The sequence below is a fragment of the Deltaproteobacteria bacterium genome (assembly GCA_016178705.1).
GTDB lineage: Bacteria > Desulfobacterota > Binatia > HRBIN30 > JACQVA1 > JACOST01.
The window spans coordinates 589,544-615,309 of sequence record JACOST010000014.1; the positions used below are offsets into that span (position 1 = coordinate 589,544).

25 protein-coding genes are annotated in these 25,766 nt (G+C 64.4%); 17 read left to right on the plus strand and 8 right to left on the minus strand.

Annotated elements, in window-relative coordinates:
* Positions 1 to 125 precede the first annotated feature (125 nt).
* Together HYR72_10730 and HYR72_10735 are read right to left on the minus strand one after the other, a co-directional pair.
* Positions 126 to 3,434, minus strand: a complete 3,309-nt coding sequence (locus HYR72_10730) for a sigma 54-interacting transcriptional regulator (GenBank protein MBI1815444.1) — start codon at positions 3,432 to 3,434, stop codon at positions 126 to 128.
* Positions 3,435 to 3,560: 126 nt separating this feature from the next.
* Positions 3,561 to 4,259: a TVP38/TMEM64 family protein gene (locus HYR72_10735; GenBank protein ID MBI1815445.1), complete on the minus strand. Its 699-nt coding sequence runs from the start codon at positions 4,257 to 4,259 to the stop codon at positions 3,561 to 3,563.
* A 120-nt stretch (positions 4,260 to 4,379) separates the two neighbouring features.
* On the opposite strand from HYR72_10735, the gene HYR72_10740 reads away from it, so the two are divergent.
* The 8 genes from HYR72_10740 to HYR72_10775 all read left to right on the plus strand — a co-directional run bounded on the left by HYR72_10740 (position 4,380) and on the right by HYR72_10775 (position 13,597).
* Positions 4,380 to 5,489 (plus strand): glucose 1-dehydrogenase, encoded by a 1,110-nt coding sequence (locus HYR72_10740; GenBank protein MBI1815446.1) that lies wholly within the window; start codon positions 4,380 to 4,382, stop codon positions 5,487 to 5,489.
* Positions 5,473 to 7,434, plus strand: coding sequence for a glycogen debranching enzyme family protein (locus HYR72_10745; protein ID MBI1815447.1), 1,962 nt, complete (start codon positions 5,473 to 5,475; stop codon positions 7,432 to 7,434). Before HYR72_10740 ends, HYR72_10745 begins: the two co-directional genes overlap by 17 nt.
* Before the next feature lie 264 nt (positions 7,435 to 7,698).
* On the plus strand, positions 7,699 to 8,367 hold the full coding sequence (locus tag HYR72_10750; protein ID MBI1815448.1) for a hypothetical protein: 669 nt from the start codon (positions 7,699 to 7,701) through the stop codon (positions 8,365 to 8,367).
* Positions 8,364 to 9,962 carry an apolipoprotein N-acyltransferase gene (gene lnt, locus HYR72_10755; GenBank protein ID MBI1815449.1) on the plus strand — a complete coding sequence of 533 codons (1,599 nt, stop codon included), beginning with the start codon at positions 8,364 to 8,366 and terminating at the stop codon, positions 9,960 to 9,962. The genes HYR72_10750 and lnt overlap by 4 nt, the downstream gene beginning before the upstream one ends.
* A 12-nt stretch (positions 9,963 to 9,974) precedes the next feature.
* Complete coding sequence (locus HYR72_10760) at positions 9,975 to 10,394, plus strand: PaaI family thioesterase (GenBank protein ID MBI1815450.1); 420 nt, start codon at positions 9,975 to 9,977, stop codon at positions 10,392 to 10,394.
* Positions 10,395 to 10,553: 159 nt separating this feature from the next.
* Positions 10,554 to 11,612, plus strand: coding sequence for an SGNH/GDSL hydrolase family protein (locus HYR72_10765; protein MBI1815451.1), 1,059 nt, complete (start codon positions 10,554 to 10,556; stop codon positions 11,610 to 11,612).
* A 69-nt stretch (positions 11,613 to 11,681) separates the two neighbouring features.
* Positions 11,682 to 12,116, plus strand: a complete 435-nt coding sequence (locus HYR72_10770; protein ID MBI1815452.1) for a nitroreductase family deazaflavin-dependent oxidoreductase — start codon at positions 11,682 to 11,684, stop codon at positions 12,114 to 12,116.
* A 398-nt stretch (positions 12,117 to 12,514) separates the two neighbouring features.
* Positions 12,515 to 13,597 (plus strand): SGNH/GDSL hydrolase family protein, encoded by a 1,083-nt coding sequence (locus HYR72_10775; GenBank protein MBI1815453.1) that lies wholly within the window; start codon positions 12,515 to 12,517, stop codon positions 13,595 to 13,597.
* Between the two features lie 96 nt (positions 13,598 to 13,693).
* Here the strand turns inward: HYR72_10775 and HYR72_10780 are convergent, their stop codons facing one another.
* Both HYR72_10780 and HYR72_10785 read right to left on the minus strand, forming a co-directional pair.
* Positions 13,694 to 14,572, minus strand: a complete 879-nt coding sequence (locus tag HYR72_10780; GenBank protein ID MBI1815454.1) for a hypothetical protein — start codon at positions 14,570 to 14,572, stop codon at positions 13,694 to 13,696.
* 56 nt (positions 14,573 to 14,628) lie between these two features.
* Positions 14,629 to 15,438 carry an alpha/beta fold hydrolase gene (locus HYR72_10785; GenBank protein MBI1815455.1) on the minus strand — a complete coding sequence of 270 codons (810 nt, stop codon included), beginning with the start codon at positions 15,436 to 15,438 and terminating at the stop codon, positions 14,629 to 14,631.
* Positions 15,439 to 15,722: 284 nt separating this feature from the next.
* Between HYR72_10785 and HYR72_10790 the strand changes: the two genes are divergently transcribed.
* From HYR72_10790 to HYR72_10810, 5 genes are all read left to right on the plus strand, one after another.
* On the plus strand, positions 15,723 to 16,154 hold the full coding sequence (locus tag HYR72_10790; GenBank protein MBI1815456.1) for a DUF393 domain-containing protein: 432 nt from the start codon (positions 15,723 to 15,725) through the stop codon (positions 16,152 to 16,154).
* A gap of 83 nt (positions 16,155 to 16,237) precedes the next feature.
* Positions 16,238 to 16,738 carry a DOMON-like domain-containing protein gene (locus HYR72_10795; protein ID MBI1815457.1) on the plus strand — a complete coding sequence of 167 codons (501 nt, stop codon included), beginning with the start codon at positions 16,238 to 16,240 and terminating at the stop codon, positions 16,736 to 16,738.
* 63 nt (positions 16,739 to 16,801) lie between these two features.
* On the plus strand, positions 16,802 to 18,007 hold the full coding sequence (locus tag HYR72_10800; protein ID MBI1815458.1) for a DUF1343 domain-containing protein: 1,206 nt from the start codon (positions 16,802 to 16,804) through the stop codon (positions 18,005 to 18,007).
* A 22-nt stretch (positions 18,008 to 18,029) separates the two neighbouring features.
* Positions 18,030 to 19,649, plus strand: a complete 1,620-nt coding sequence (locus HYR72_10805) for a hypothetical protein (GenBank protein MBI1815459.1) — start codon at positions 18,030 to 18,032, stop codon at positions 19,647 to 19,649.
* A 114-nt stretch (positions 19,650 to 19,763) separates the two neighbouring features.
* Complete coding sequence (locus HYR72_10810) at positions 19,764 to 20,588, plus strand: SDR family NAD(P)-dependent oxidoreductase (GenBank protein MBI1815460.1); 825 nt, start codon at positions 19,764 to 19,766, stop codon at positions 20,586 to 20,588.
* 6 nt (positions 20,589 to 20,594) lie between these two features.
* On the opposite strand, the gene HYR72_10815 is transcribed toward HYR72_10810, so the two are convergent.
* Together HYR72_10815 and HYR72_10820 are read right to left on the minus strand one after the other, a co-directional pair.
* The gene (locus HYR72_10815) at positions 20,595 to 21,011 is read right to left on the minus strand and encodes an ester cyclase (protein MBI1815461.1); all 417 of its coding nucleotides are present in this window, start codon (positions 21,009 to 21,011) and stop codon (positions 20,595 to 20,597) included.
* A gap of 62 nt (positions 21,012 to 21,073) precedes the next feature.
* On the minus strand, positions 21,074 to 21,775 hold the full coding sequence (locus HYR72_10820) for a hypothetical protein (protein ID MBI1815462.1): 702 nt from the start codon (positions 21,773 to 21,775) through the stop codon (positions 21,074 to 21,076).
* Between the two features lie 146 nt (positions 21,776 to 21,921).
* Between HYR72_10820 and HYR72_10825 the strand changes: the two genes are divergently transcribed.
* Together HYR72_10825 and HYR72_10830 are read left to right on the plus strand one after the other, a co-directional pair.
* A complete protein-coding gene (locus HYR72_10825; GenBank protein ID MBI1815463.1) occupies positions 21,922 to 22,890 on the plus strand; it encodes an FkbM family methyltransferase in 969 nt (322 codons plus the stop codon).
* 120 nt (positions 22,891 to 23,010) lie between these two features.
* Positions 23,011 to 24,237 carry an acyl-CoA dehydrogenase family protein gene (locus tag HYR72_10830; GenBank protein MBI1815464.1) on the plus strand — a complete coding sequence of 409 codons (1,227 nt, stop codon included), beginning with the start codon at positions 23,011 to 23,013 and terminating at the stop codon, positions 24,235 to 24,237.
* Positions 24,238 to 24,423: 186 nt separating this feature from the next.
* On the opposite strand, the gene HYR72_10835 is transcribed toward HYR72_10830, so the two are convergent.
* Together HYR72_10835 and HYR72_10840 are read right to left on the minus strand one after the other, a co-directional pair.
* Entirely contained in the window at positions 24,424 to 24,648 is a 225-nt protein-coding gene (locus HYR72_10835; GenBank protein ID MBI1815465.1) for a type II toxin-antitoxin system HicA family toxin, read from the minus strand.
* The gene (locus HYR72_10840) at positions 24,648 to 24,860 is read right to left on the minus strand and encodes a type II toxin-antitoxin system HicB family antitoxin (protein MBI1815466.1); all 213 of its coding nucleotides are present in this window, start codon (positions 24,858 to 24,860) and stop codon (positions 24,648 to 24,650) included. The genes HYR72_10835 and HYR72_10840 overlap by 1 nt, the downstream gene beginning before the upstream one ends.
* 208 nt (positions 24,861 to 25,068) lie before the next feature.
* On the opposite strand from HYR72_10840, the gene HYR72_10845 reads away from it, so the two are divergent.
* Positions 25,069 to 25,317: an AbrB/MazE/SpoVT family DNA-binding domain-containing protein gene (locus HYR72_10845; GenBank protein MBI1815467.1), complete on the plus strand. Its 249-nt coding sequence runs from the start codon at positions 25,069 to 25,071 to the stop codon at positions 25,315 to 25,317.
* A gap of 5 nt (positions 25,318 to 25,322) precedes the next feature.
* A complete protein-coding gene (locus tag HYR72_10850) occupies positions 25,323 to 25,751 on the plus strand; it encodes a type II toxin-antitoxin system VapC family toxin (GenBank protein MBI1815468.1) in 429 nt (142 codons plus the stop codon).
* Positions 25,752 to 25,766 lie beyond the last annotated feature (15 nt).

Genomic DNA, 25,766 nt, shown 5'->3' on the forward strand with positions numbered 1-25,766 from the left:
TCTTGAGCTAGGGACAGAGCAACGGCTGTGCCGCACTGCTGAGCCGGCGCAACTAACTGGAACGAGTGTGCGAGGAGATGAGATCCGCGAAACGGTCGTGAGGCAGCCCGCGAAATATCGCGGATCTATGAATTAGCGTGGGCGCTACGTTGGATACCGAGCTTCTTCATCCGACTGCGCAACGTGCTGGGATTGAGATTGAGGACCGTGGCGGCACCTTTGGCACCGTCGATCCGCCAATTGGTCTGCTGCAGGACCGAGACGATATGCCGGCGCTCGACCTCTTCGAGATCGAGACCGTTGGGCGGCGGTGGCGGCGCTGCCGCAATCCTGGTGGCCGTAGCGACGCTCGCAGCGGGTAACGGCAGCACCTCCGCCGGGATGTCGAGATCGGGCCCGGCGGAAAGAATCACGGCGCGCTCGATCACGTTCTCCAACTCCCGAACGTTTCCCGGCCACGGATACGCGACGAGTCGTTGCATCGCCTCGCTCGGAACGTGGGTGATCTTGCGCCCGATCTGCGTGGCGTAGCGACTGACGAAATAGTGGACGAGCAGTGCGATGTCATCCGCGCGTTCTCGCAGGGCAGGTACCTCGATCGGGAACACGTTGAGGCGGTAGTAGAGATCCGAGCGGAACATACCGTCGGCGATTGCGCGGGTGAGGTCGCGATTGGTCGCGGCGATGATGCGCACGTCGACCTTGATGGTCTGCTGGCCGCCGACACGCTCGAACTCGCGCTCCTGCAGCACGCGCAGGAGCTTCACCTGGACGTCGAGCGGCACCTCACCGATCTCATCCAAGAAAATCGTGCCGCCGTGCGCCAGCTCGAAGCGGCCGACGCGACGTTCAGTAGCGCCGGTGAAGGCGCCCTTCTCGTGGCCGAACAGTTCGCTCTCGATCAGTCCGGTGGGCAAGGTCGCACAGTTCACTTTGATCAGCGGACGGTCTTTGCGCCGGCTGCTGGAATGGACGGCGCGGGCGATGAGTTCTTTACCCGTGCCGGTTTCGCCGAGAATCAGCACGGACGAATCGGTCGCGGCAACCAACTGCACCTTCTTGAGCGAATCGTCGAGCGCGCGGCTCTGCCCGACGATCTCCTCGAAGTTGTGCACCGACTTGATCTCTTCCTGGAGATAGGCGCGCTGCAGGTTGAGGTCGCGCAATTCCGCTTCGGCGCGGCGGCGCTCGTCGATGTCGCGGAGGATCAACGTGTAGAGCTCGCGACCACCGACGTCGACATGAGAGATGGTCGCTTCAAATGGGAACTCCCGCCCGTTGGCTCGTCGCGCGGCGACGTTGCCGGCACCGCCGAGGTACGCGTGCGCTTGGCCGGTGGTGGCAAAGACTTGCAGCGCGCCGTCGAGGGCAGCGCGGAATCCGTCGGTGAGGAACCGATCGAGCGACTGGCCGATGACTTGAGCGGTGGGGCAACCGAAGACCTTCTCTGCGGCGTCGTTGAACAGCTCAACTCGGCGGGCGGCATCGAAGGTTACGATCGCGTCCATAGCCGAGTCGAGGACACGGGAGAGGCGATCCTCGCTCTCGCGCACGCGCTGTTCGGCCTGCTTGCGAGCGGTGATGTCGATGAGAATCGACTGCGTAGAATACACGCGGCCGTGCGGATCGCGCAGCGGGCGAACGATGGCGTCGACCCAGAGCACCGAACCGTCGGCGCGGCGGCCTTCGATTTCCGCACGGGTTTCTCGGCCTTCGAGGAATTCCAAGTACATCCACTCGCACAACGGCTTGCCGTACGGCGTGTCGGCCGCCAGATCGCGGAAGGTCATGGTGCGCAACTGCGGCGGAGTATAGCCGAGCATGGTTTCGGCCTGGCGGTTGCAACTCTGCAGCCGTCCTTCCGTATCGAAGTACAGGTACGCGGCGGGCGCGCCATCGTGCAGATCGCGATAGCGGGCTTCGCTGTCGCGCAGCGCGGCGTCGGCGCGCAGCCGCTCGACTTCACCCTGCGTGCGGACGGCGAAGATGCGCATGATGCCGAGGTTGCGCACGCCATTGGGCATCGGCTGGTCATCGAGAATGGCAAGATGACCGATCACCAAACCAGCATCATCACAGAGCGGCACGCCGCAGTAGCTCACGGCGCCCCAATCGACCAGTGCAGTGTCGGCCGGGAACGATTGCTGCAATCGATCCGGATGATGCGACATCTCGCCGTTCAACACGGCCTCGCACGGCGTGCCGGCGATGGCGATTTCGATGTTGTCGAGAAACTTGCCGCGCCCCCACACCGCGCGCGTCCGAAACCTGGCGTGCTCGCGGTCCAACTCGGAGACGAAGGCATATTGCACCTTGAGCGCCGCGGCGAGGTGCTGCACGAGCGAATAGAAGAAGCGGTCGCCGGTTGAGGACTCAATCCCTTCAACGATGGCGCGGAGCGTTGCCTCGGCCTCCTTGCGATCGATCACCTCGCGCTGGAGCGCGCTGTTTGCTTGGGTCAGGTCGACGGTGCGTTCACTGACCTTGCGCTCCAGCTCGGCATGCGCTGCCCGCAGCGTATCCTCGGTCTGCTTGAGCTGCGTGATGTCGCGTGAAAGCGCCAGCAGGCGATCCGGTTTGCCGTCGGCATCGAGAATCGCGTTGACCACCACGTCAAACCACAGCGGCGTATGGGTCTGCGTGGTGGGGAAGAATCCGACGAATCGCCCGACACCCCCCTGCCGCGCCGCGGCCACCGCCGCACGAGCGTTCTCGCGGTCGTCTCCCTGCCAAAATTCGATCCACGATGTATGCAGGAAGGGGCCGAGATCGCAGATTTCAAGCGCCTCCATCCCGCCCGCGTTCATCGACAGCAACTGCCCGTCGAGATCCAAAACCTTGATGCAGTCGTGGCTGCACTCGATCATGCGGGTCTTGAACTCTTCACTGGCGCGCAACGCTTCCATCATGGCGCGCGTTTCCGCGGCGGTGCGGTCGAGTGCGGCGGTGATCTTCCGCAGTTCGAGTTGCGCGATGACTTGCCGACTCAGCGCGCGCAGCGCGTCGGCCTGCTCCGCCGTGAGCTGGCGCGGAACGCGATCGAGTACGCACAGCGTTCCGAGCGCAACCTTGTCGTCGGCCACCAGCGGAACTCCGGCGTAGAAGCGAATGGACGGGTCGGTGGTGACTAGAGGGTTCTGCGAAAACCGGTCGTCGGCGCGAGCATCCGGCACGACGAATACGTCGCGCTGCAAGATGGCGTGGGCACAGAAGGCGATCTCACGCGGAGTCTGGGTGACACTCAGACCCACGCGCGCCTTGAACCACTGGCGGTCGGCGTCAACCAGGCTGACGAGCGCGATCGGCGTCTCGCAGATGCGCGCCGCCGTCAAGGCGAGATCATCGAAGTCACGTTCGGGCGGCGTGTCGAGGATTGCATAGCCGCGCAGCGCTGCGAGCCGTTGAGCTTCGTTGTCCGGCCGCGCTGCGGTCATGACAGCGCCATCTTGTGGCTCGGCGAGTTCGCGCACACGTCCCAGTCTGCTTCCTTGCGATGCGCATATCTTGCACTCGGGAACAACCTGAGTCTACCCGCTCATCGGTGACGGCCCCTTCGGGTCTCAGACGACCGTGCGCAGGGCGCGGCGGGCGGTGCGCGTAACCAGGGTGGTCACCACGACGGTGGCCACCAAGCCGAGCCCGAGCACCGCGTAGTAGCCCGCGCCCTTTTCAACGGCGGCGCCGCCGGCGAGGGCGGCGACATCGCCGGCGAGTTTTCCATAGTAAACGTAGAGGACAGTGCCGGGCAGCATGCCGAGTGAGGCGACGACGTAATCAAGGAAGCGCACGTGAGTCAGCCCGAGCGTGTAGTTGAGGAGATTGAAGGGGAACACCGGCGACAGCCGGAGCAGAAACACGATGCGGCGGCCCTGCGCGCCAACGGCGCGATCGATCGCGGCGAAACGCGCGTTGCCCGCCAGGCGTCGCTCAATGGCGGACCGCGCGATGTAGCGCGACACGCAAAACGCCGCCGATGCGCCGAGCGTCGCGGCGATGAAGACGTACACAACGCCCGCACCCAATCCGAAGATCGCTCCCGCCGCCAAGGTCAGCAGCGAACCCGGCAGAAAGGCGACCGTCGCGAGCGCGTAACCGATGATGAATACGACCGGGCCCAACGCGCCGAGGCCGTTCACCCAGGTCGCGAACTGCGGAATGTACCCGCCAGCTTGGCGCGCCAGCACGAGGACCCCGGTCAACGCGGCCAAAATCACGACGGCTCGCACGAGCGTGAGTCGTTGCGGTGCTCGGTCGCTCATCGCCGCGGGGTTGTCGATCAAGTCTTCCATTCGTCGCTTCTCCTCTTCAGCATTGGGTGCCGCAGACGCAATCCTGGTTTCACCCTGGAAACCTGTGCCGAACGGTGGCATCGAAGGGCCATGAAAGCCATTGCCGTCTTCCCGAAGACCCGCACGGCGGATCTGATCGTTCACCCGGCGCCGACGATCTCGGCACCGACCGACGTCAAGTTGCGCATACTCGAGGTGGGGATCTGCGGCACCGACCGCGAAATCTGTACGTTCGAGTATGGGACGCCGCCGACCGGCTCGGACTATCTCGTCATTGGACACGAATCGCTCGGTGAAGTAGTCGAGATCGGTTCCGCGGTCTCACGGGTCAAGGTTGGCGATCTGGTGGTGCCGATGGTCCGTCGCCCGTGCGCGCACGCGGAGTGCGTTGCCTGTCGCGCCGGGCGACAAGACTTTTGTTACACCGGCGACTTCACCGAGCGCGGTATCGGCGGCCGGCACGGTTTCATGACGGAGTTCGTGGTCGACGATCAGCAGTACATGAACGTCGTGCCGCACACGTTGCGCGACGTGGCGATTCTGGTCGAGCCGCTGACGATCGCGGAAAAGGCGCTCACCCAGATCTTTCAAGTGCAGAAGCGATTGCCGTGGGCGACTCCGCCCGAGCCTGGCCAAGCCCGCGATCATGGCCACCGGGCGGTCGTGCTCGGCGCCGGACCGGTGGGCTTGCTGGGTGCGATGGCCCTGCGGGTAGCGGGGTTGGAGACCTACGTCTACTCGCGTGAGCCGGCGCCCAATCCGAAATCCCAACTCGTCGAAGCCATCGGCGCGCACTACGTGTCGTCTGCCACCGACTCAGTCGCGCAACTCGCCGCGCGGGTCGGCAACATCGACGTCGTGTATGAAGCGACAGGTGCGTCAGGCCTGTCGTTCGAGGTGATGAAAGTTCTCGGCATCAACGGGGTGTTCGTTTTCACCGGAGTGCCGGGTCGCAAGGCGCCGATCGAGGTCGACACCGATCTGATCATGCGCGACGCGGTGCTCAAGAATCAGGTGATCTTCGGCACCGTCAACGCCGGACGCGAGACGTTCGAAGATGCCATTCGCGACCTCGGCATCTTCGTGCAGCGCTGGCCGCAGGCGGTCGCCTCGCTGATTACTGGTCGGTTTCCGATCGAAGCCTATCGCGACTTGTTGTTCGGCCAGCCGACGGGCATCAAGAATGTCATCCGCCCGTGATCCAAAAGCCTATGATCCGAAAGCCGAGTGGCTCGAGGCCGACGGTCTCGGCGGGTTCGCTTCGGGGACCGTCGCTGGAACGCGCACTCGGCGCTACCACGCCCTCCTACTCGCGGCGACCACAGCGCCCACCGGACGAATGGTCCTGGTCAATGGATTCGATGCGTGGGTGGAGACGGCGAGCGAACGGTTTGCGATCTCGTCGCAGGCGTACACGCCGGGCGTGATCCATCCTGATGGCGCACGGCGGATCTATCACATGGCCATCGATCCGTGGCCACGCTGGCGCTTTCGCCTCGGTGACGGCACCGTGGTCGAACAAGAGATCTTCGTGCCGCACGGCACGGCCATGGCTGTCGTATGCTGGCACCTCGCCGAGCACGCTGAGGGCAGTGAGCGCGCGATCCTATCGATCCGTCCGTTTCTCTCGGGGCGCGACTATCATTCACTGCATCACGAAAACCCCGCGTTTCGATTCGAGGCCGAACGGCACAGTGAACGATTGGTGTGGCGTCCGTACCCAGGTGTCCCGGCTGTCATCGCGCTCACCAATGGCGAGTACCTCCACCAGCCAGACTGGTATCGCAGTTTCACGTACGACGCCGAGCGCGCACGCGGGCTCGACTCCACCGAGGACCTCGCGTCGCCGGGCGTCTTTCGCTGGGATCTGACGGCCGCCGACGCGGTGTGGATTGTCGCGGCCGAAGGCTGCGGTCGTGACGCACTCAAAGCTGACGAATCGGCAGCTGACTGCGCGGCGCGATTGCGCGCGGTCGAAACCCGCCGGCGAAAATTCCCGTCGCGTTTGCACCGCGCTGCCGACGCCTACATCGTCGAGCGCGAGCGGGGCAAAACGATCGTCGCCGGCTACCCATGGTTCACCGATTGGGGCCGCGACACCTTCATCGCCATGCGCGGACTCTGTCTCGCCACCGGCCGACTCGACGACGCGCGCGCCATCCTGCTCGACTGGGCGGCCGCGGTTTCCGAGGGCATGCTGCCCAATCGCTTCCCCGATCACGGCGCCGCTCCGGAGTTCAACGCGGTCGACGCGTCGCTGTGGTTCATCATCGCGGTGCACGATTTTCTCCAGGTGGCGAAGGCGAACAAGAAGCGCGTGACCGCGCGCGATCAAAAGACATTGCAGGCGGCGATGACGAGTATCTTGGACGGCTACGCGAAGGGCACGCGCTACGGCATTCGGCTCGACGCCGACGGCTTGATCGCCGCCGGCGAACCGGGCGTGCAACTGACTTGGATGGATGCGAAGGTCGGTGACTGGGTGGTGACACCGCGCAGCGGCAAGCCGGTCGAGATCCAAGCTCTGTGGCTCAATGCGCTGCGCATCGCCGGCGCGGGTTCCGAACGATGGGCGTCAGTCTTTGCGCGCGGCTACGAATCGTTCCGCGCCCGCTTCTGGAACGAAGCGGGTGGCTATCTCTACGACGTGGTCGATTGCGATCATCGCGCCGGCACGGTCGACCCGGCGTTCCGGCCGAACCAGATCTTCGCGGTGGGCGGTCTCCCCTACCCCGTGCTCGATGGTGACCGCGCTCGCCGTGTTGTAGCTGCGGTTGAAGAGCGTCTGCTGACACCAATCGGTTTGCGTTCGCTGGCTCCCGGCGAAACGGGATACATCGGACGCTACCAAGGCGGCGTGCGCGAGCGTGACGGTGCCTATCACCAAGGGACCGTATGGCCATGGCTGCTGGGGCCGTTCGTCGAGGCGTGGGTGCGCGTGCGTGGCGACACCACCGCCGCCAAGCGCGAGGCGCGCACCAAATTTCTTGAGCCTTTGTTGCGTCAGTTGGACGGTGCGGCGCTCGGCCACATCGCCGAGGTTGCCGACGGTGATCCACCGCATACGCCAGGAGGCTGCCCGTTCCAGGCGTGGTCGGTCGGTGAAGCCCTCCGGCTCGACCAGGTTGTGCTCAAGACCGACTAGCCCAGTGTCGTGTCTCGCAAGTATCAGTAACATGCGATCTTCTCTGAATCGTAGGGGCGATGCATGCATCGCCCTCCGTCTTCTGCGCAGTGGGCGCGTCAATTCGCGGGCGACGCATGCATCGCCCCTACAGGGAAGGGGACATCTCGCCACATGTCCGCTTGCGCCCGCGACCGGCTCTTCATATCGTAGCGCCGCAAACCAGCGGCGATGGCGAACGCAACACCACCGACGAAGCAGCGGGTAGATGACGACGGCGTCCGGATCGTCGAGACCACGGGCGTGCGCAGCAGTGTCTGGTTGCTCGCATTGGCGCTCGGACTCGTCGGCGTTGCCGTGATCCTGTTTGTCCGGCCGATGTCCAATCGCACCGTGAGCCACATCGACGAACCGCGACGGGCGCCGGCGAACAACGCGATGGCGAGCAACAAACTTCCCGCGCAACAACAGCCAGTGCCGGTGCCGGTGGTGCCACGAGTACCGCCGAGCGCCGCCGATGCAGCGGGCGGCGCCGTTGCGCCTGCAGGCCAGAAGGTCGCCCAACCGAACGCGGCCCAACCAAACGCCGCCCCCGATGACGATGCGGCGGCACCGGAGGCACCCGAGGCACCGATGTTCGGCCCGTTGGTGGCGGGTGAGGGCATTGCGGTGTTTCCGCCGCCGGGAACCAAGCCGATCAAGCGCGGCATCCTCGTGCCCGAGGACTTCGAATTGCCGCCCGGCTACGTGCGCCACTACCAGGCCACCGATGACGGCGAACGGGTGCCTGCCATTTTGATGTTCCATCCCGACTACCAGCCGGTCGACGAACGCGGCGCGCCGATCAAATTGCCTGCGGACCGCGTCGTCCCGCCCGAGATGGCCCCGCCCGGTTTGCCGATCCAGATGTTGGAAGTTCCTGACGACGGCACCGCGCCGGGCTCCACGCCGTGACCTGGTCGGTGTGGCGGGCACGACTCGTCGTGTCCGCCGCGGTGACGGCGAGTGCGCTGGCGTTCGCGCTGTACGCGCGCGTCGAGTGGCCGTGGTTTCTGCTCGGATGGATCGGACTGACACCGTGGCTGGCGGTGCTCGATCGCACGCGCTCGCTGCGCGGCGCGTTGGCCGCGGGTGTGCTGATGTGCGAAGCCTTCGTGCTCGCCGTCTTCAGTTGGTTTCCGAGCGCAATCCAGAACTACACCCAGACGCCGTGGGCGCTCGCACTGCTGATCGTGGTGCTCGCGGCGCCGTTGCTGCAGCCGCAACTGATCACGTTTGCCGTCGCGCGCGCGCTCGCGCGTCGCGGCGGCGCCGGCCTGTGGCGCACAGCGGTCGTGGGCGCGTCCATCTACGTCGGGACTGAGTGGGCGATCCCCAAGTTGTTTGCCGACACCATCGGTCAGGGTCAGTACGCCTCGGCATTCATCCGCCAAGCTGCGGATATCGCCGGGGCGCACGGGATCACGTTCGTGCTGATCGTCGCCAATGAGTGCGCGCTCGCGATCATCGTGAGGATGAGGACGCGCAACCACGCAGCCTCAGCACTCGCACCGGCTGTGTGCATGTCGGCAATGGTGTGCGGCCTACTTGCCTACGGCGCCTGGCGCGTGCGGCAGTTCGGCGACGAGGGGCGTGGCGGCGACCGCGTTACCGCCGGTGTCGTCCAGGCCAATATCAGCAAGTATGGCCAACTCGCCGCACAGATGGGCACGTTCGACGCGACTCGTATGATCCTCGACGCGCACTTCACGCTGTCGACTGAAGCGATGCAGCGCGCCGCGCTCGATCTGTTGGTGTGGCCGGAGACGGTGTATCCGACCACGTTCGGCTCGCCGAAGAGCGAAGACGGCGCCGCCTTCGACCGCGAGATCGGCGCCTTCGTGACGCGCACCGGCGTCCCGCTGGTGTTCGGCGCCTACGATGTCGAAGCCGGCGACGAGTTCAACGCGGCGGTGTTTCTGGAGCCGGCGACCGATGGACGGCTGGCATTCGACACGTATCGCAAGCGCTGGCTGTTTCCGCTGATCGAGCGCACGCCGGCGGTCTTGGATGCACCGGCAGTGCGTCGTTGGTTGCCTTGGCTGGGCACCTGGAAGGCAGGCACCGGGCCTCAGGTCCTGTCGCTCACGATGCGTGATGGGCGCGCGCTGCGGATTGCGCCGTTGATCTGCTACGACGCGATTGATCCCGGCCTCGTCATCGCCGCGGTGCGCCAGGGCGCCGAGATCCTGGTCACGCTGTCGAACGATTCGTGGTTCGACTGGGGCAACACGCCGCGGTTGATTCTCATCGTCACCGCGTTCCGCAGCATCGAGACGCGGCGACCACAGGTGCGTGCGACCAACACTGGGATCTCCGCCGTGATCGACGCGACCGGCGAGTTTCGCGACACGATCGAAATGGACCGGCGCGCTATCATGGTCGCTAGCGTGGTGCCGGAACACGCGGCGCGGACGTTGATGCTCGCCTGGGGTGACTGGTTTCCGCCAAGCGCGCTGATCGTCGGCCTTGCGCTGCTTGCTTCGACCGTGCGTTATAGCCACCGATAAGAGGAGGCGCCCATGTCAACCGAGCGCGTGCAGCACGCCAACGATTTCGCCAAAGACAAACACCCCGGACTGGTCGGGGTGGAGATCTTGAGCTGCGAGGCGGATCTGGTCACCGGTCGCCTGCCCGTCACTGCCCCGCTGGTTGCTGGCACCGGGTTCTTGTGGGCGCCGGTAGTGATCACGTTGGCCGATTGGCTGTGCGCCTGCGGCATGGGTCCGAACATTCCTGCCGGCGCCAGCTTCACCACCATCGAGATGAAGGCGAACTTTCTCGGCACCGTGCGCCAAGGCGGTGCCATCGCGGGGCGGGCGACGCCGGTTCATCGCGGTCGCACCACTCATGTGTGGGACGTCGAGGTCACAGACGAGGCGACGAACAAGGTCATCGCGCTGTTCCGCTGTACCCAGATGGTGCTGCATCCGAAGCTCTGATCTCCTCTCGGGCAAACTTTCTGCGCGGGTTCGCATTTTTTTGTTGACGCGAGTTTTTGGCTCGTGCTACGCGGCACAGCCAACATTGTACGAGTGTGCTGCTCGACACAATTCCGTGGCCGACCGGTACGCTCCGAGAGGGGGGGACATATGGATCGAATGCGGGTCTTGTTCGGAGTTGTTGTCGCGGCGGTCGCCGCAGTGGGCGTTGAGGCGCAGGCGTCCACGATCAACCAGAACACGTCATGGACGATCAACACGCCGGGGGCGACGACCACGTATCGCGTGGTCGGCTACGGTGATTCGATTTACGCCGGCTACCACGGCTCGATCTTCAACGTGGCCAAGCGCGCGGCACCGCTGGTTGACGGCGAGTACGCGGCGTATCCGTGGAACTCGAAGATTCAAGTCGTGCGCCGCACCAAGTCGGGCGCGGTGGCCTCCGACATCTACAACAACAAGATCGTGGCCGAGAGGTCGTACATGCAGGATGCCAGCACCCGCATCGTCGAGTTCGAGATGTGCGGCAACGACTTCCTGCAAGCGCGCAGCAGTTTTGCCGGCCAGAGCGGCACGTGTAACTACGCGGTGCTCGACACCGCCCTCGCGAATTGCACCAACTATCAACAGTTGGCGATGCAGTACATCAACGCGAACGCGTCGGCGAACACCAAGGTGAAGATGATCTCGAACCTCTACTACCCGGGGTTCAACGCCGACAACGCGTTGAGCGGCTGCAACGATCCGGGCACCGGGCAGAAGATCAACAAGCAGACCAAGTTCCTCCCCTACATCGCCCAGAGCAACTGGCGCGCGTGCAACTTCGCAAACACCTACGGCTTCAAGTGCGCCGATGATTTCGCGCAGTTCATGGGGGCGGACTACGATTCGAACGCCGACGGTCAGATCGACTCGGACGCGTTGAAGTACGTGCAGGGTGAGTCGGAATCGGCCTACGTGACGCGCATCAGCGTGACGCTGCGCTCGACGCTGCGCGACGCCAACACCCACTTCGTCAACTCCAGCACGAGTTACGACTACATCCAGTCGGACGACACGCATCCGACGTACTCGGGCGGCACCATCAGTGGCACCGGTTCAGGCGCGCCCGACTACACGGCGGCCCAGATCGTCGGCGGTAAGAACCCGATCTGGGATCACTACGGCCACGAGCGCATGGGGTGGGCGCTGTCGGGCTTCAACCCGGCCACGCCGTGAACGTGATCTTGTTGATCTGACTTGAAGGACCACGGAGGCACGGCGCGGCCGTGCCTCCGTGGTAAAATCATGGCCGCCGCCAAACGCAACGCCCTGGTCGAACTCTTCTGGAAGGTCCATCCGCGGCTGTATCGGTGGAGCGGTGGTCGCATCGGTGGGCGAGTGGTCGGCTTGCCGGTGCTCTTGCTCACCACGACCGGCCGCCGCTCGGGACACACTCACACCAAGGCGCTGACGTATCTGCCAACTGGCGACAGTTACGTCGTCATCGCGTCGTATCTCGGTGAGCCGCACCACCCGGCGTGGTGGCTCAATTTGCAATCGAATCCACGAGCGGAAATCCAAGTCGGCAATCGCCAACTCGCGGTGGTCGCGCGCGAAGCCGACGGCGAAGAGCGCGAGCGCCTGTGGAACGAGATCGTCAGTCGGCAGCAGGACTACGCCGAGTATCAAAGCCGCACCCAGCGCCGCATCCCGGTTGTGGTGCTGGATCCCGCGCTCTGAATCTCGGGTTCGCCGTTGCCTGACCGTTGTCTCTGGCCATCGTCTGGCCACCGTTTTGATTGACAGGGTTTTTTCCGCTGTGCTACGGGCACGCAGCATCGTTACCAACAGCGTGAACGAGGGTGCCGAAGTGCGGTCGAACCTGACTTGCCGGCGTATGCAGTTGCCTGTGCGCTTCAGTGAGCGTGGTCGCTCGCGAAGGAATCGCCGCGCAACGGAGTCGCACGACGCACGCGCGCCACCACCCTCGCTTCAGTCGGCGAGTACCGCCACCCGCATCCGCGCGATCACGCAGCGATCGCGCGACGATCATCTGCTCGCAACCAGTTAGCCAGCCGCCGCCGCTCGGCGGCTCAAGGAATTGGGGGGGACATATGAATCGACAGCTCACTGAACGCATGCGTCGGACGTTGCTCGTGATCGGATTGGGCGCGACCATCGCGCTGAGCGCTGAGGCGCAGGCGTCCACCATCAACCAGAACACGTCGTGGACGATCGATCGCGCCGGCACCACCACGAAGTACCGCGCGGTCGGCTACGGGGACTCGATCTTCGCCGGCTATCGCGGTTCGATCTTCAACGTCGCCAAACGCGCCGCCACCTTGGTCAATGGCGAGTACGCCTCGAACGCGTGGGGGACCGATCTTGAGGTGATCCGCCGCACCAAGTCGGGCGCGGTGGCCTCCGACATCTATAACAACAAGATCGTGGCCGAGCGCTCGTACATGCAGAACACGACCACGCGCATCGTCGCCTTCGAGATGTGCGGCAACGACTACCTGCAGGCGCGCAGCAACTTCAACGGCCAGAGCGGCACCTGCAACTACAGCCAACGCGACACCGCGCTCGCCAACTGCACGAACTACATGGGCCTAGGGATGCAGGCGATCAATCAGTACGCCACCACGGCCACGGTCAAGATGATCGCGAACCTCTACTACCCCGGCTACAACGCCGACAACGGCTTGAGCAATTGCACCGATCCGACCACCGGCCAGCGCGTCAACAAGCAGGACAACTTCCTGCCGGTGCTGGCGCGCAGCAATTGGCGCGCGTGCCATCTGGCCGAGACCAACGGATTTGCCTGCGCCGACAGCTTCGCGCAGTACATGGGCGCCGACTACGACTCGAACGGCGACGGCCAGATCGATTCCGATGCGCTGCGCTACGTCTCGGGCGAGTCGGAAGACGCGTACGTAACCCGCATCAGCGTGACGCTGCGTGCGACTATCCGCGACGCCAACACCCACTTCGTGAATTCGAGCACGAGCTTCGACTACATCCAGTCGGACGATACCCATCCAACCTACAGTGGTTCGGCGACCATCGGCATCAACATCTTCACTGGGAGCGGCTCGGGCTCCGGCGCGCCGGACTACAGCGGTGGCCAGATCGTCGGCGGCAAGAATCCCGTGTGGAACCAGTTCGGCCACGAACGCATGGGATGGGCCCTGTCAGTCTTCGATCCGGCCACGCCGTGATCGAGTAGCGACTCGTTTGTCGACGCATGACTCAGCCGGGCAAGTGTCCCGGCTGAGTCATGGGGCATGGAACATCGATGTGTCCGGCCGCGGCGTTCACTGCAGGAACGGCCGCAGCACAAGCAGCGGAACGCCAAGGTAGTACACCATCCAGCACGTGATCTCGGCGGCGCGGCGGATCGGTTGCGTGCGGGTGGGAGCAAGCCACGTCCCGAACAGCGCTCCGGCTTCGGCGACCGCGCGCCACACGCTGGCATAGAGTACGAGATAGATCACCACCAAGCCCCACGAGATGCCGAGAGTCTTGAAGTACGGGCCGACCCCTTCGAGATAGTACTGCCCGAGCACCCCGCCGTAGGCGATGTGCTGGTGCGCGGAAAACCACACCGCGGTCGGTAAGGTGGCAAAGAGGACGAACTTGACGAGTCGGTGATGCCATCGCCATAAATCGACGCTCGCCCTCGCGTCGGCGTAGACCATGAGAGTATCCGCGCGCGCCGCGCGTGCGGTCTCAACTCCACCGCGCGCGCTGAGCGCGGAGAGCAGGGGCATGGGATTCGCCAGTTCCAGTCCATAGGACAACTTGCGACCCGATCGCATCCACAGCGAAAGGCCAGGCCCGGGTAGCGGCAACTTCCACGCGGCGACCCGCGCGATGGCGGCGTACGGGATGTCCACTTGCAAATCGCGGCCACGGAGCGCGAGTTCATCGTCGTGCAGCTCCACCGTTGCTGAGAATGCGCGCTGGATGAGCGACGCGGCGCAGGCGGGCAGGCCCGCAAACACCGCGACGATACGCACGAGAGCAAACAGCGGGACGAACTGGTCGACCTCGAGCAGCCACAGACCGATGCCAACCAGGCTCGCTCGACTCACTGCGATCAGCACACCGGCGACGATCCGCCACGTGTTCGGATAGGCGCTCACACGCAGCGCGTTTCGCTCGGGTGTGTTGGGCGTGTTCTGCGCGCGCACCGATCTCGTATATGCAGAATCGATGCGCGCCTCAATCGAGGTAGCGTCGTGCGAGGTTACGTCGCGGCTGATTCCTCGTCGGCTTCCGCGATTGGCGCAGCGACCCGCGGCACCAGTGGCCAGCGCCAACCGGTCGGTGGTTGGAATGGCTTCCACTCTCCCTCCGGCTGCGCGAGGCGATCGGCGATCGTCAGCAGCGCGACGGGATGGTGTCCGATCCCGAGGTGGCTGCTCTCGACTTCGATGTTCTCGCATTGCGGCCCGGGTCGCGCGATGCAGCTCTGCCACGCGACGATTCCATCGCTGCGGCTATAGATCGCCGTCATCGGTACGGGCAACGGATCGGCGAGCTGTTCGCGGAGGGCGGCTTCGTTCGGGAGCGGTGGACGCCGTGCGCGCAAGAAGCCCGGAACGTTCACCGCGCGGAGATCGCGGAAGGGACTCGCCAACGTGATCACCAGCCGCACGTCGGAAGGAAACCGACGCGCCAGCTCCCGCGCATAGACTCCGCCCAAGCTCCAGCCGATCAGACTCACCGTGCGGCCGTAACGTTGCCGCAACTCGGCGAACCGTTGCCGCAAACCCGCGACCGTCTCGGCGGCGGGGCCAACATTGCGTCCGAGTTTCCAACCGTGAGCAGCATAGCCGCGCTCGCGCAGGAACCGGCGCAGTGCGCGTGTGGAAAAATCGCTGCCCATGAATCCGGGCAACACCAGCACGGGGTGTCCATCGCCCTTCGGCGCGCGGCGCAGAAATGGATAGGCGGCGAGCAGCGCACCAAACTCCAGGAACGCCCGGCCCTCGAGCAGCAGCAGCCCGCGACGGGGCGGCGCAATCAGCTCACGATCGACGGTTCGAGACGCCAATGAAACCTCCTCTGCCGAAACAGCGGCCACAGCTTAGCAGAGGAACAGGCCGGCGACACGGGGTGCGGCAGCCCGTTGAACACGTGCGACGCCCTTCGAGACGGCGCTTTGCGCCTCCTCAGGACGAACGGGAGAGCGTTGTGGCACAAGGGGAAAACCGCTCATGCTGAGGAGCGCCGACAGGCGCGTCTCGAAGCATGCGCAATTGTCGTCGGGCTGCTAGCTACGCGCGGCTCGCCTTGGCGTCGGCCATACACTACTAATGGGGCGGGATCGTCCCGCCGATGGAACCTGTCGCTGCAGCCCTGCCGCCTCGCCTCATCTTGTACGACGGCGTTTGCCGATTCTGTAATCGTGCCGTGCAATGGTTGCTGCGTGTGGATCGGCGCGGCCGCTTCCACTTCGCCCCGTTGCAGGGACCGACCGCGGCGACGCTGCGCACGCGCCACCCCGAAATCCCAACCGATACCGATAGCATGTTGTACGTGGAGTCGAGCGGCGGTGAGGAGCGGGTCTACCTGCGGTCGCAAGCCGCGCTTCAGATCTGTCGCGAGTTGGAAGGGCGGTGGCGCGCGTTGGCGTGGTTCGCATGGTTGCCGCGCGGCGTGACCGATTTCGCCTACGACACCTTCGCCCGCTCCCGCTACCGGCTCTTCGGCAAACTCGACACCTGTCCTGTCCCGTCGCCCGAGCAACGCGCGCGGTTTCTGCCGTAGCTGATAGAGTCTCAACTATGTCCCTCATCGAGTCGGTGCGACTGAGATGTCACCCCCTGACGCCCGTTGACGCGACACTTCGTATGCAGGTTGGCATCAGTCATTCTCCCGGAACTCTCGCGTTCGCCTTTCGTGTCGCCGGTGATCTGACGCGTGTACGCGTGCCACCGCCGAGCGCGCCGCGCATCGCGCATCAGTTGTGGGAACATACCTGCTTTGAAGTCTTTGTCGCCGTCGCTGGCGAGCCCGCTTACCGTGAGTTCAACTTCGCCCCGTCCGGCGAGTGGGCGGGTTACGACTTCAGTGGCTATCGAGAAGTTGTGGGGCTGGCCGACGACACGCTGGCACCGGGCATCGCCGTGCGCACGTCCCCCGATCGACTCGAACTCGACGCACTCGTCCACCTCGATCGCTTGTCGCTGACTCGTGGACGCGCGCCGCTTCAACTCGGACTCTCCGCAGTCATCGAAGCGATCGACGGTACACTCTCGTATTGGGCGCTTCACCATCCCGACGGCAAACCCGATTTCCATCACGCCGACGCACGGTCGCTGCGGTTGGAGCCGCCAGCCGCAGAGTGGTAGGCATCGTCCGTCATGAAGTTTGGACGAACATGAAGTTTGGACAAACATGAAATTCGGACAAACATGAAATTCGGAATTGATCGCTTGCTGACCGAGCCCGCGCTACGCAAGCCCCTCATCGGTCGCCGGGTAGCCTTGCTGGCTCATCCCGCTTCACTGACGCGCGATCTCGTGCACTCGCTCGATGCGCTGGCCGCCGTCGGTGACTTGACCATCGCCGCCGCCATCGGCCCGCAGCACGGGCTGCGCGGTGACAAGCAGGACAACATGGTCGAGTCGTCCGACTTCATCGATCCGGCGCACGGCATTCCGGTGTTCAGCCTTTACGGCACGGTGCGGCGGCCGACGGCGGCGATGATGGACACGTTCGATGTTTTGCTCGTCGACTTGCAAGACGTCGGTACCCGCATCTACACGTTCGTCACCACGCTGCGCTACATGCTCGAAGCTGCCGCGACCGCGCGCAAAGCTGTGTGGATTCTGGATCGACCGAATCCGATCGGGCGGCCGATCGAAGGACTGCGCCTGCGCCCGGGCTGGGAGAGTTTCGTCGGCGCAGGGTCGCTGCCTATGCGCCACGGGCTCACGCTCGGCGAACTCGCGCGCTGGTTCGTGCGGACGCTTCATCTCGACGTTGAGTGTGAGGTCGTGACCATGGATAGCTGGGCCCCGTCACGCGCGCCGGGGTACGGTTGGCCGCTTGGTGAGCGCACGTGGGTGAACCCGAGCCCGAACGCATCCAATCTCTGGATGGCGCGCTGCTTCCCCGGTACGGTGATGCTCGAAGGCACGACGCTCTCCGAAGGGCGCGGCACGACGCGCCCGCTGGAGATCTTTGGCGCGCCCGACATCGACCCGCGCACGCTGACGGCGAAAATGACATCGTTGGCGGCAAACTGGATGAGCGGTTGCCGACTCCGTTCCTGCTGGTTCGAGCCGACGTTTCACAAGCACTTCGGGCAACTGTGCGCCGGCGTGCAGATTCACGTCGAGGACGCGAGCTACGATCACGATCGCTTCCGTCCTTGGCGGCTCGTCGCGCTCGCCTTCAAGGCGTTGCGCGCGCTGCGACCGGATTACGAACTCTGGCGCGACTTCGAGTACGAATACGAGCGCGATCGTCTTGCCATCGACCTCATCACCGGCAGCGAGTTACTGCGACGCTGGGTGGATGACCCAACATCGACACCGGCCGATCTCGATGCGCTCACTGCGCCCGACGAGACGGCGTGGCGCGACGAACGCGAGGCGTCTCTGCTCTATCGCTAGGCAGCGCTCGCGCGGAGAGACGATGTACGTTCGGCATCAGTTGATTGCGTGGTTGGCGAGGAAGCGATTTCAGCATCGACCCTGGCGGATGATCGCGGCGATCATGACCCTGCTGACCTTCGCTGGATCGGCAACCCTTGCTGGAGTCGTCCTGCCGTCACCTGCTGAGTGCGGAAACGGTGTGGTCGAGGACGGCGAGGAGTGTGACGACGGCAATCTGTTTGGCGGCGACGATTGCGCATCCAACTGTACCAACGAGATCCAAGCCCCGTTCGTGCTCGACACGTCGGGCAATCCGCCGCGGTCGCGGGCGATCGTGCAGACGGCAACCTTCGTGTTCTCGCTGAATTTCTCCGGCAGTCAGCTCAGCCGCATTGGTAAGCCGGGGCCCGACGGCATCATCCCGGTCGCGCTGCGAGTCGATGAGGTTCTCTTCAACCCGATCCGCGTGCCAGGGATCGCCTGCATTTGCTCACGCGCGATTGAGTTCGACGACTTCGGTCCGGGCAACGCCGGTGTCGGACAGATCGGCTGCGGCGCGGACGGACTGTCGGGCGTCAATGTCGATGTCGATATCGATCATCACATCGGGGTCGTGGGCGAGAATGGATTCACCGAAGCGGACTGTGTGGCTGCCGGCGGAGTTGTCGAAGACGGCTCGCCCAATCATCCGCACGCCGGGGTGTGCAACGGTGCGGTCCACACCACGCGCTCGGGCGCAGGCCCGGCGGGCTCGGCGGTGGTGACGCTATCCACCAGCTTTGATGTCATCGACGATGACGGCTCGTGTCGAATCGAGACCGCCACGAAAGTCTGCGAGGGTGGCTCGAACACGGGGATGTTGTGCGCGGCCACACCGGATGTCTGCGTGGGTGGCAAGTGTGTTCCCGCCAAGGGTGCCGATGGCATTCCGTGCAATGATGACGATCCGCTCGCCGTTCGCGGTGCAGCGCAGCTGGTATTCAACACGACCGGGACCGTGCGGGCGGCGGTGCGCAACGCCAACAATGTTCCCAGCGCCAACATCGCCGAGAGCGAGAGCTGCGGCGAACACCCGTGCCTCACATCCGCGACCGGCTTACCGTTCGACTGCGACAAGCTCGTGGGAACGGGCACGGGTGGCGGCATCGTCGTCAGCGCGTTTCCGGCGCTCGACGCGGCGCTGCCGGGCGATACGGTCAACACCGTCATCATCGCCGAGCAATCGGCGCCGACGTTCACGGAGACGCCCACCGCGACGATTGATCCGACTCCCACCGAGACGCCGACACCGACCGCTAGTGCGTCGCCGACCGATACACCAACCGCGACACCCACCGAAACGGTCACAGCGACCGCGACCCCAACCGCCACCGATACGTTGACGCCGACGCCGTCGGCGACTCCCACGGACACGCTCACCCTGACGCCGACCGCGACATTGCCTCCGACTGAGACGCCGACCTCACCGCCGCCATGCGTCGGCGACTGCGACGGGTCGCTGACGGTGACGGTCGACGAACTCGTGCGCGGCGTGCGGATCGCCCTCGACGAGGCGCCGCTGAGCAACTGCCCCGAGTTCGACGCGGACCACAGTCAATCGGTCACCGTCGAAGAACTCGTGCAAGCAGTGAGCAATGCGCTCGACAGGTGCGGGCCGTAGTCTCTGCTCGGTCCGTCCCACGACTCACGAGTCACGGCTCACGAGTCACGATTCACGATTCACGAACCCCGACGCCTCTCGACGAAACGCTTCGCTCATGAAATGAGAATGCCCATGTCTACCGATACGCTCTTTCACTCGAAGTACGGCCCGTGGGCGCTCGTCGCCGGGGCGGCCGTTGGCCTCGGGGCGGAGTACGCGCGGCAGATTGCCGCGCACGGGCTCAACCTGGTCTTGCTCGATCGCGACGGCGAGCCGCTGCGTGCGACCGCGGATGAGATTCAGTCGCGTTACGGGGTGAAGACCAAAGCGGTCACCCTCGATCTCGCGCGTGCCGATCTCGTCGCTGTGTTGCAGCCGCAAGTCGCTGACATTGAGATCGGTCTTGTCGTTTACAACGCCGCGATCGGCACGGTCGCGCCGTTTCTCGAAATTCAGCCGGCGCACTTCGAAATGATGGTGGACGTCAACTGTTGCGGGCCGCTGCGCCTCGCGCACGCATTGCTGCCGGCGATGGTTAGCCGTGGGCGTGGTGGTCTCATCCTGATGTCGTCGATGTCCGGCAATGTTGGGTCGACGCAGCTCGCGGTATACGCAGCGAGCAAAGCCTTCAACCTGGTACTGGCCGACGCACTGTGGGCGGAGATGCGCCCGCACGGCGTCGATGTGTTGGCCGTCCAACCAGGCTCGACCCGCACGCCGGGCTGGCTCTCGTCGCAGAAGGCGGGAGAAGACGAGATGATGCCGGCGATGGAACCGGCCGAGGTCGTACGTGAAGCCCTGGCGACACTCGGCGTGGAGCCAGTGGTGGTGGCGGGAGACGCGAACAAGCAGGGTGCTGCAATGCTCGCGAGTCTTCCCCGTCGTCAGGCGATCGAGTTGGTGAGCGCGATCACGGAGAAATTGGTGCGCAACGACCGCGCGCCAAAGGTATCCTGATCTCGTTCAGCCCGACAACTGCGCCATCAGGCCAGCGAGGTCTGATAGGTGGACATCCTCCGCGACGAGTCCGTCAGGGCCCATGCGAGTGAAGGTAGCGCCTTCGATTCGTACGCGCCGGCCGGTCGGCGGAATACCGAACAATTCGCCCTGATGCGTACCGGTCAAGATCCAGCGGTCGGCGTGACGATCCCCGTCGATGATCAGCTCCACGCGTTCGAGATGAAAGTCGGGGAACGCGGTGAGCAACGCGACCGCTCGCGCACGGACGGCGGCACGTCCGTGTGACTCGATGGGCGAGCCGATCTCACGAACGACCGCGTCCTCGGCAAATACCGCGGCCACGGCGTCCGGGTCGTGCGCGTTCCACGCCGCGTACGTACGGTCGTTGATGTCCTGCGTGCGTTGTCGGTGGTCAGTCACGGGCGCGCACCCTACCAACGACAGCGCTGACGGCGCAACCGTTGGAGAGGCGCCAGTGGGATTCACCGCGCGCGGCCGGCGCGCAGTGCAGCGGCCGGGTCCATGTCGGTGTAGGCGCGATTGCCATAGATTGCCGCAGCCAAGAAGCCCGCGCCACTGAGCGCGTTGAAGACCGCGATGGCGCCGCTGTGTCCGCCGTCATCGCTCGTCGCGAGGTTGGTCAAAGCGATCCCGAGATGAATGAGGAAGAAGAGCAAACAGACGGACTGCACCAGTCGGATGCCCTTCCGCTGACCCCACAGCGAGGCGGGAAAGAGCGTGAATGTCAGCAGGAGATGCCAGCCGGCCATGTGGTTCGCCATTTTCAGCGCCCAGTCGCTCTGTTGCTGCGCGGCGCGCAAGACGTAGAGGTAGCTGGCCACAAACCCGGCGCCGGAGGCCGCCAGTGCGAAGCCAGCGTGGATCCACGTCGACCGGCTCGGCCGCGCGCGCAACGCATCTTCGCGCCAAGCGGCGCGGCCGTCGACGTGTACTTGCACATCGTGCGCGCCGCGGTCGTTCGTCACCAGTTGCATGACGATCGAGGCGCCGCCGGGCATCAGCAGGCCACCGACACCACGCTCCAACTCGCCGCGGCTCCGCGCGTGCAAGACGGCCGCGCCATCGAACACGAGCCGCCCACTGTCGTAACTGTAGTCGCCCTCGAACACCGCTCGCGGCCAACCTGGTAGCGGCAGCAGAAACCCTAGTTCGAGTTCAGCCATTGCTCTGATCACGCGTCCATTTCGCTTCGCCGCTAAGCGGTCGCACTTGATTCAAGGCGAGCGCAGCGTCATTGATGCTGTGCATAGCCTGACTGCCATATCGTTCTTCCCGAAGGTCTGCGATAGGCGGCCGGTTGGCCGATCAAATGCGACGCGCTAGACGAGTGTACGGTGGACTGTTGCGCCGGGCGGCGCGAATCGTCGATCGCCTTGCGCCCGGTGCGGTGGCGGCCGCTGCAACCATTCTGCGCAACGTGGCAGACCAGACCTCGCCTGGCGGTCGCTTCTGGTTGCAGTACGCCGGCGCGCGCTTTCAGCTCGATGTAGTTGAGGAACGCCCCTTCTGGTACCAAACATTCTCCCGTTGGGCCGCGGGTATGGAAGTCTACGAGCTGACCATGATCGAGTGTCTGACCCGGTTGGTGCTCCGGACCGAGGCCCCGCGGTTCGTGGACATCGGGGCTTTCATGGGTCACTACGCGTGCTACGTAGCCGCACTGACCGGTGATCAAAGCGAGGTGTACGCGATCGAGAGCAATCGCCGCTACTGCGCCGCCATCGAGCGATCGGTGCGGCTCAATGGACTCTCCAAGCTCAAGGTCTACAACGCGGTGCTCTCTGATCGTGTGGAAGTCGCGGCGATCGACGAGCAGGAAGTGCGGTTCGACGCCTCCGGCAAGCATTCCGCGCGCACCACGACGTTGGATGAATTGTGCCGACAGGAAACCATCCGGCCGGTGATCGCTAAGATCGATGTACACGGTACTGAGGGCAAGGTGCTCATGGGGATGCAACATCTCATGAAAGACTCGGTCGACTTCGTTTTGCTCGAGCTTCATTCCGAGGACTGGCTACATCGCTATTCCGGAGGCATGAGCCGCGCAGACGTGCTCGGGATATTCGAACGCGCCGGTTTTCACCTCTTCTATGTGGCGGGCCACCGCTCCTCAGGGTCTCCTGAGCGACAACAGACCATGAGCGCCGACGCTTTGACTTATCGGCGGGTGACTTCGCAGTCGAGCGACCTGTTGCTGTTCGATCGGCCGGACGACGTACTGTTGCTCGGCAGCAAGGTGGCCGATGTCGAACCATTGCTGCGGCCCCGAACTGACTAGGCCGAGCGGTCAGATCGGCGACGCGACTACCGCTTGATTCAGGAGGCCAGGGGCGGCATTGAAGGAAGCCGCGCTCGCGACGGCGGGCAATCACTCTCGCTGCTTAGAAAGGACGACACCATGGCCATCGACTTTAGCTTTCCCCCCGAGATCGACGCACTGCGACTGAAGGTGCGCGACTTCATCGCGCAGGTCGTGCGACCTGCCGAAGCAAAGATCGCCGAACGCGAGGGCGACCGCCGGTTTCTGATTCAGTCGATTATCGAGATGCGCGTCGCGGCGAAGGACTGGGGTTTATGGCTGCCGCACATGCCGAAGGAGTTCGGCGGCATGGGGCTCGGACACGTGGCGATGGCCGCAGTGTCGGCCGAGGCTGCCAAGTCGGGCTTCGGCCCGTTTGCCCTGAACGCGCAGGCGCCCGACGAAGGTAACATGCACACTCTTCTGCACTGGGCCACCGATGCGCAGAAGGAGAAGTACCTGCGGCCGTTATGCGAGGGCATGGCGCGCTCGTGCTTCGCGATGACCGAACCCGAAGTCGCGGGCTCCGACCCGACGCTCATCCAGACTCGCGCCGTGCTCGACGGTGACTCGTGGGTCGTCAACGGCCACAAATGGTTCATCTCCGGCGCCAGCGGCGCACAGTTCGCGATTCTCATCGCGCGTACCGAAGACAATCCCGAGATTCCGCAGGCGGCCAACTCGGCGTTCCTAGTTGATCTCCCGTCGCCGGGATGGAGCGTTGTCCGCGATGTCGCGACTATGGCCGGCCGCCACAACCACGCCGAGATCCGCATCGAGAACCTGCGCGTGCCCAAGGAGAACATGGTTGGCGGCCGCGGTCAGGGGCATCTCCTCGGACAAGCCCGCCTCGGCCCGGCGCGACTCGCGCACTGCATGCGTTGGATCGGCCAGGCCGAGGTTGCGCTCGACATGATGGTCGACCGCGCGCTCAATCGTTTCGCGCACGGTTCGCTGCTCTCTGAGAAACAGGGCATCCAATGGCTGATCGCCGACTCGACGATGGAGTTGTACCAGTGCAAGCTGATGGTGCTGCACGCCGCCTACAAGATCGATCGCGGCGAAGACTTCCGCAGCGAAGTGTCGATGGCCAAACACTTCGTCGCCAACTCGCTCGGGCGTATCATCGACCGCGCCATCCAAGTGCACGGCGCGCTCGGCTACTCAACCGACACGCCGCTAGCGCACATGGCCCAGCAAGCCCGCTGGGCGCGCTTCGCCGACGGCGCCGACGAAGTGCATCAATGGCGCATCGCGCAACGCACCATCGACGCCTACAAGCGCGACAAGTCAACGCGCGCGGCGACGGGGAATTTGCCGCTGTGACGGCGGGTGGGATTCGCCGCGCCGATTCGCTGAGCTCTTTTCGAGTAGTAGACTTTGCCGGACGACGCCTTCAGTACTCCCGACACGCCGATTGCCTCTGGTCGGCGAAACGGACGCGCTCAGTGGTCTCGCTCGCGCAAGAGTGCGAGGCGCCGGGCGCGGCGGGACGGTCCTACTTCACGCTTGCTACAGGGCCGATTCGATATCTTCGCGCCGGAGTTCACAGTCTCGCAAAATCTGGTTCATCAGGCCCGGACCGATGGTCTCGCCTGCGTGCATCGGTACCACAGTTGCGCGCCCATCTGCATGGCGCAGATAGTGGTGACTCCCGCGAATACGAATGAGTTGGAACCCGAGCTTGCCCAGCGCGGCGATCAGAGTCTTGCCGGTCAGACGGGGCAGCTTGGGCATTACCCAACCGCGACTCGCTGCACCCCAACGAAGTCCAACGGCGGAGCCTCGTCCCCTTGGACATCCAAGCAAAGCTGAATCGCTTCGCGAACGCGCTCGATCAACTGGTCGAGTGAACGTGCCTGCGTATGGCAACCGCGCAGCGTGGGCACCGTGGCGACGTAGTAGCCTTCCGAATCCCGCTCGATTAGCACATCAAATTCGCGCTTCATCATCCCTCCGTTCTCAACGACACGGCGATCTTACCCGTTGCGACTAGAGGAAGCTACGCCAGGCATCAGCCGGCCGCATCATTGATCGCGCAAACCAGGTGCATGGCGCGCTCGGCTACTCGACCGACACGCCCTTCCTGAGCCCCTTCGAAGGGCCGCTGCACGCTTGCCATGCGCAAAGCGAATCGTGTAGATACACGGCATAGATATGAAAACGGCCAAGCTCTTCAAGCACGGAGGCAGCCAAGCGGTGCGACTGCCGAAGGAGTTTCGGCTCGATGGCACAGAGGTCTTCATCGAGCGACGAAGGGGGGGCGTCGTCTTGCGCCCGAAGACGCGAATCAGGACGCTCGCTGATCTTGCGCGCTACATGCGGGATCGGTTTGCCGTCACCTCCGACTTCCCTGGACGGGAGCAACCGAGAGCGCAGCAGAAGCGAGAGCTCCGGTTCGAGTAGACGCGATGGCGACGGCGTTTGTGCTCGATACCGACGTCTGCATTGACCTCATTCGCGGCCGTGTTCCGGCCAACGACTCAGAAAGCGGGCGGATCGCCCTCGCCGCCAGCGTCATCTCCAGCGTCACGTTAGCGGAGTTAGAAGTTGGCGTGGTCAAGGCGCCGAACCGTCCGCGGCAACAGCTCGACGACTTCTTGGAGCAGGTTCTGGTCGCCGATTTCGACACCGCCGCGGCTCGTCACTACGGCGAGATCCGCGCCCACTTGGAGAAGAAGGGGAGCACCATCGGTCCGCTGGATCTGTTGATCGCCGCGCATGCTCGGAGCCGCGGCGCCAGTCTGGTGACCGCGAATGTCCGGGAGTTTCGCCGTGTCCCCGGGCTGAAGTGCATCGGATGGATACGCGTCTCACGGATCGCGCAGCCAGGCAGATAGTCGGCCGGCCTTGAG

Coding starts and splice junctions, on each gene's coding strand:
- HYR72_10770 (MBI1815452.1), top strand. CDS start 11,682: ATGGCCGCCGCCAAACGCAACGCCCTGGTCGAACTCTTCTGGAAGGTC.
- HYR72_10800 (MBI1815458.1), top strand. CDS start 16,802: ATGAAATTCGGAATTGATCGCTTGCTGACCGAGCCCGCGCTACGCAAG.
- HYR72_10805 (MBI1815459.1), top strand. CDS start 18,030: ATGTACGTTCGGCATCAGTTGATTGCGTGGTTGGCGAGGAAGCGATTT.
- HYR72_10745 (MBI1815447.1), top strand. CDS start 5,473: ATGTCATCCGCCCGTGATCCAAAAGCCTATGATCCGAAAGCCGAGTGG.
- HYR72_10820 (MBI1815462.1), bottom strand. CDS start 21,775: ATGGCTGAACTCGAACTAGGGTTTCTGCTGCCGCTACCAGGTTGGCCG.
- HYR72_10790 (MBI1815456.1), top strand. CDS start 15,723: ATGGAACCTGTCGCTGCAGCCCTGCCGCCTCGCCTCATCTTGTACGAC.
- HYR72_10795 (MBI1815457.1), top strand. CDS start 16,238: ATGCAGGTTGGCATCAGTCATTCTCCCGGAACTCTCGCGTTCGCCTTT.
- HYR72_10845 (MBI1815467.1), top strand. CDS start 25,069: ATGAAAACGGCCAAGCTCTTCAAGCACGGAGGCAGCCAAGCGGTGCGA.
- HYR72_10835 (MBI1815465.1), bottom strand. CDS start 24,648: ATGCCCAAGCTGCCCCGTCTGACCGGCAAGACTCTGATCGCCGCGCTG.
- HYR72_10740 (MBI1815446.1), top strand. CDS start 4,380: ATGAAAGCCATTGCCGTCTTCCCGAAGACCCGCACGGCGGATCTGATC.
- HYR72_10765 (MBI1815451.1), top strand. CDS start 10,554: ATGCGGGTCTTGTTCGGAGTTGTTGTCGCGGCGGTCGCCGCAGTGGGC.
- HYR72_10735 (MBI1815445.1), bottom strand. CDS start 4,259: ATGAGCGACCGAGCACCGCAACGACTCACGCTCGTGCGAGCCGTCGTG.
- HYR72_10825 (MBI1815463.1), top strand. CDS start 21,922: ATGCGACGCGCTAGACGAGTGTACGGTGGACTGTTGCGCCGGGCGGCG.
- HYR72_10810 (MBI1815460.1), top strand. CDS start 19,764: ATGTCTACCGATACGCTCTTTCACTCGAAGTACGGCCCGTGGGCGCTC.
- HYR72_10850 (MBI1815468.1), top strand. CDS start 25,323: ATGGCGACGGCGTTTGTGCTCGATACCGACGTCTGCATTGACCTCATT.
- HYR72_10830 (MBI1815464.1), top strand. CDS start 23,011: ATGGCCATCGACTTTAGCTTTCCCCCCGAGATCGACGCACTGCGACTG.
- HYR72_10775 (MBI1815453.1), top strand. CDS start 12,515: ATGCGTCGGACGTTGCTCGTGATCGGATTGGGCGCGACCATCGCGCTG.
- HYR72_10840 (MBI1815466.1), bottom strand. CDS start 24,860: ATGAAGCGCGAATTTGATGTGCTAATCGAGCGGGATTCGGAAGGCTAC.
- HYR72_10760 (MBI1815450.1), top strand. CDS start 9,975: ATGTCAACCGAGCGCGTGCAGCACGCCAACGATTTCGCCAAAGACAAA.
- HYR72_10730 (MBI1815444.1), bottom strand. CDS start 3,434: ATGACCGCAGCGCGGCCGGACAACGAAGCTCAACGGCTCGCAGCGCTG.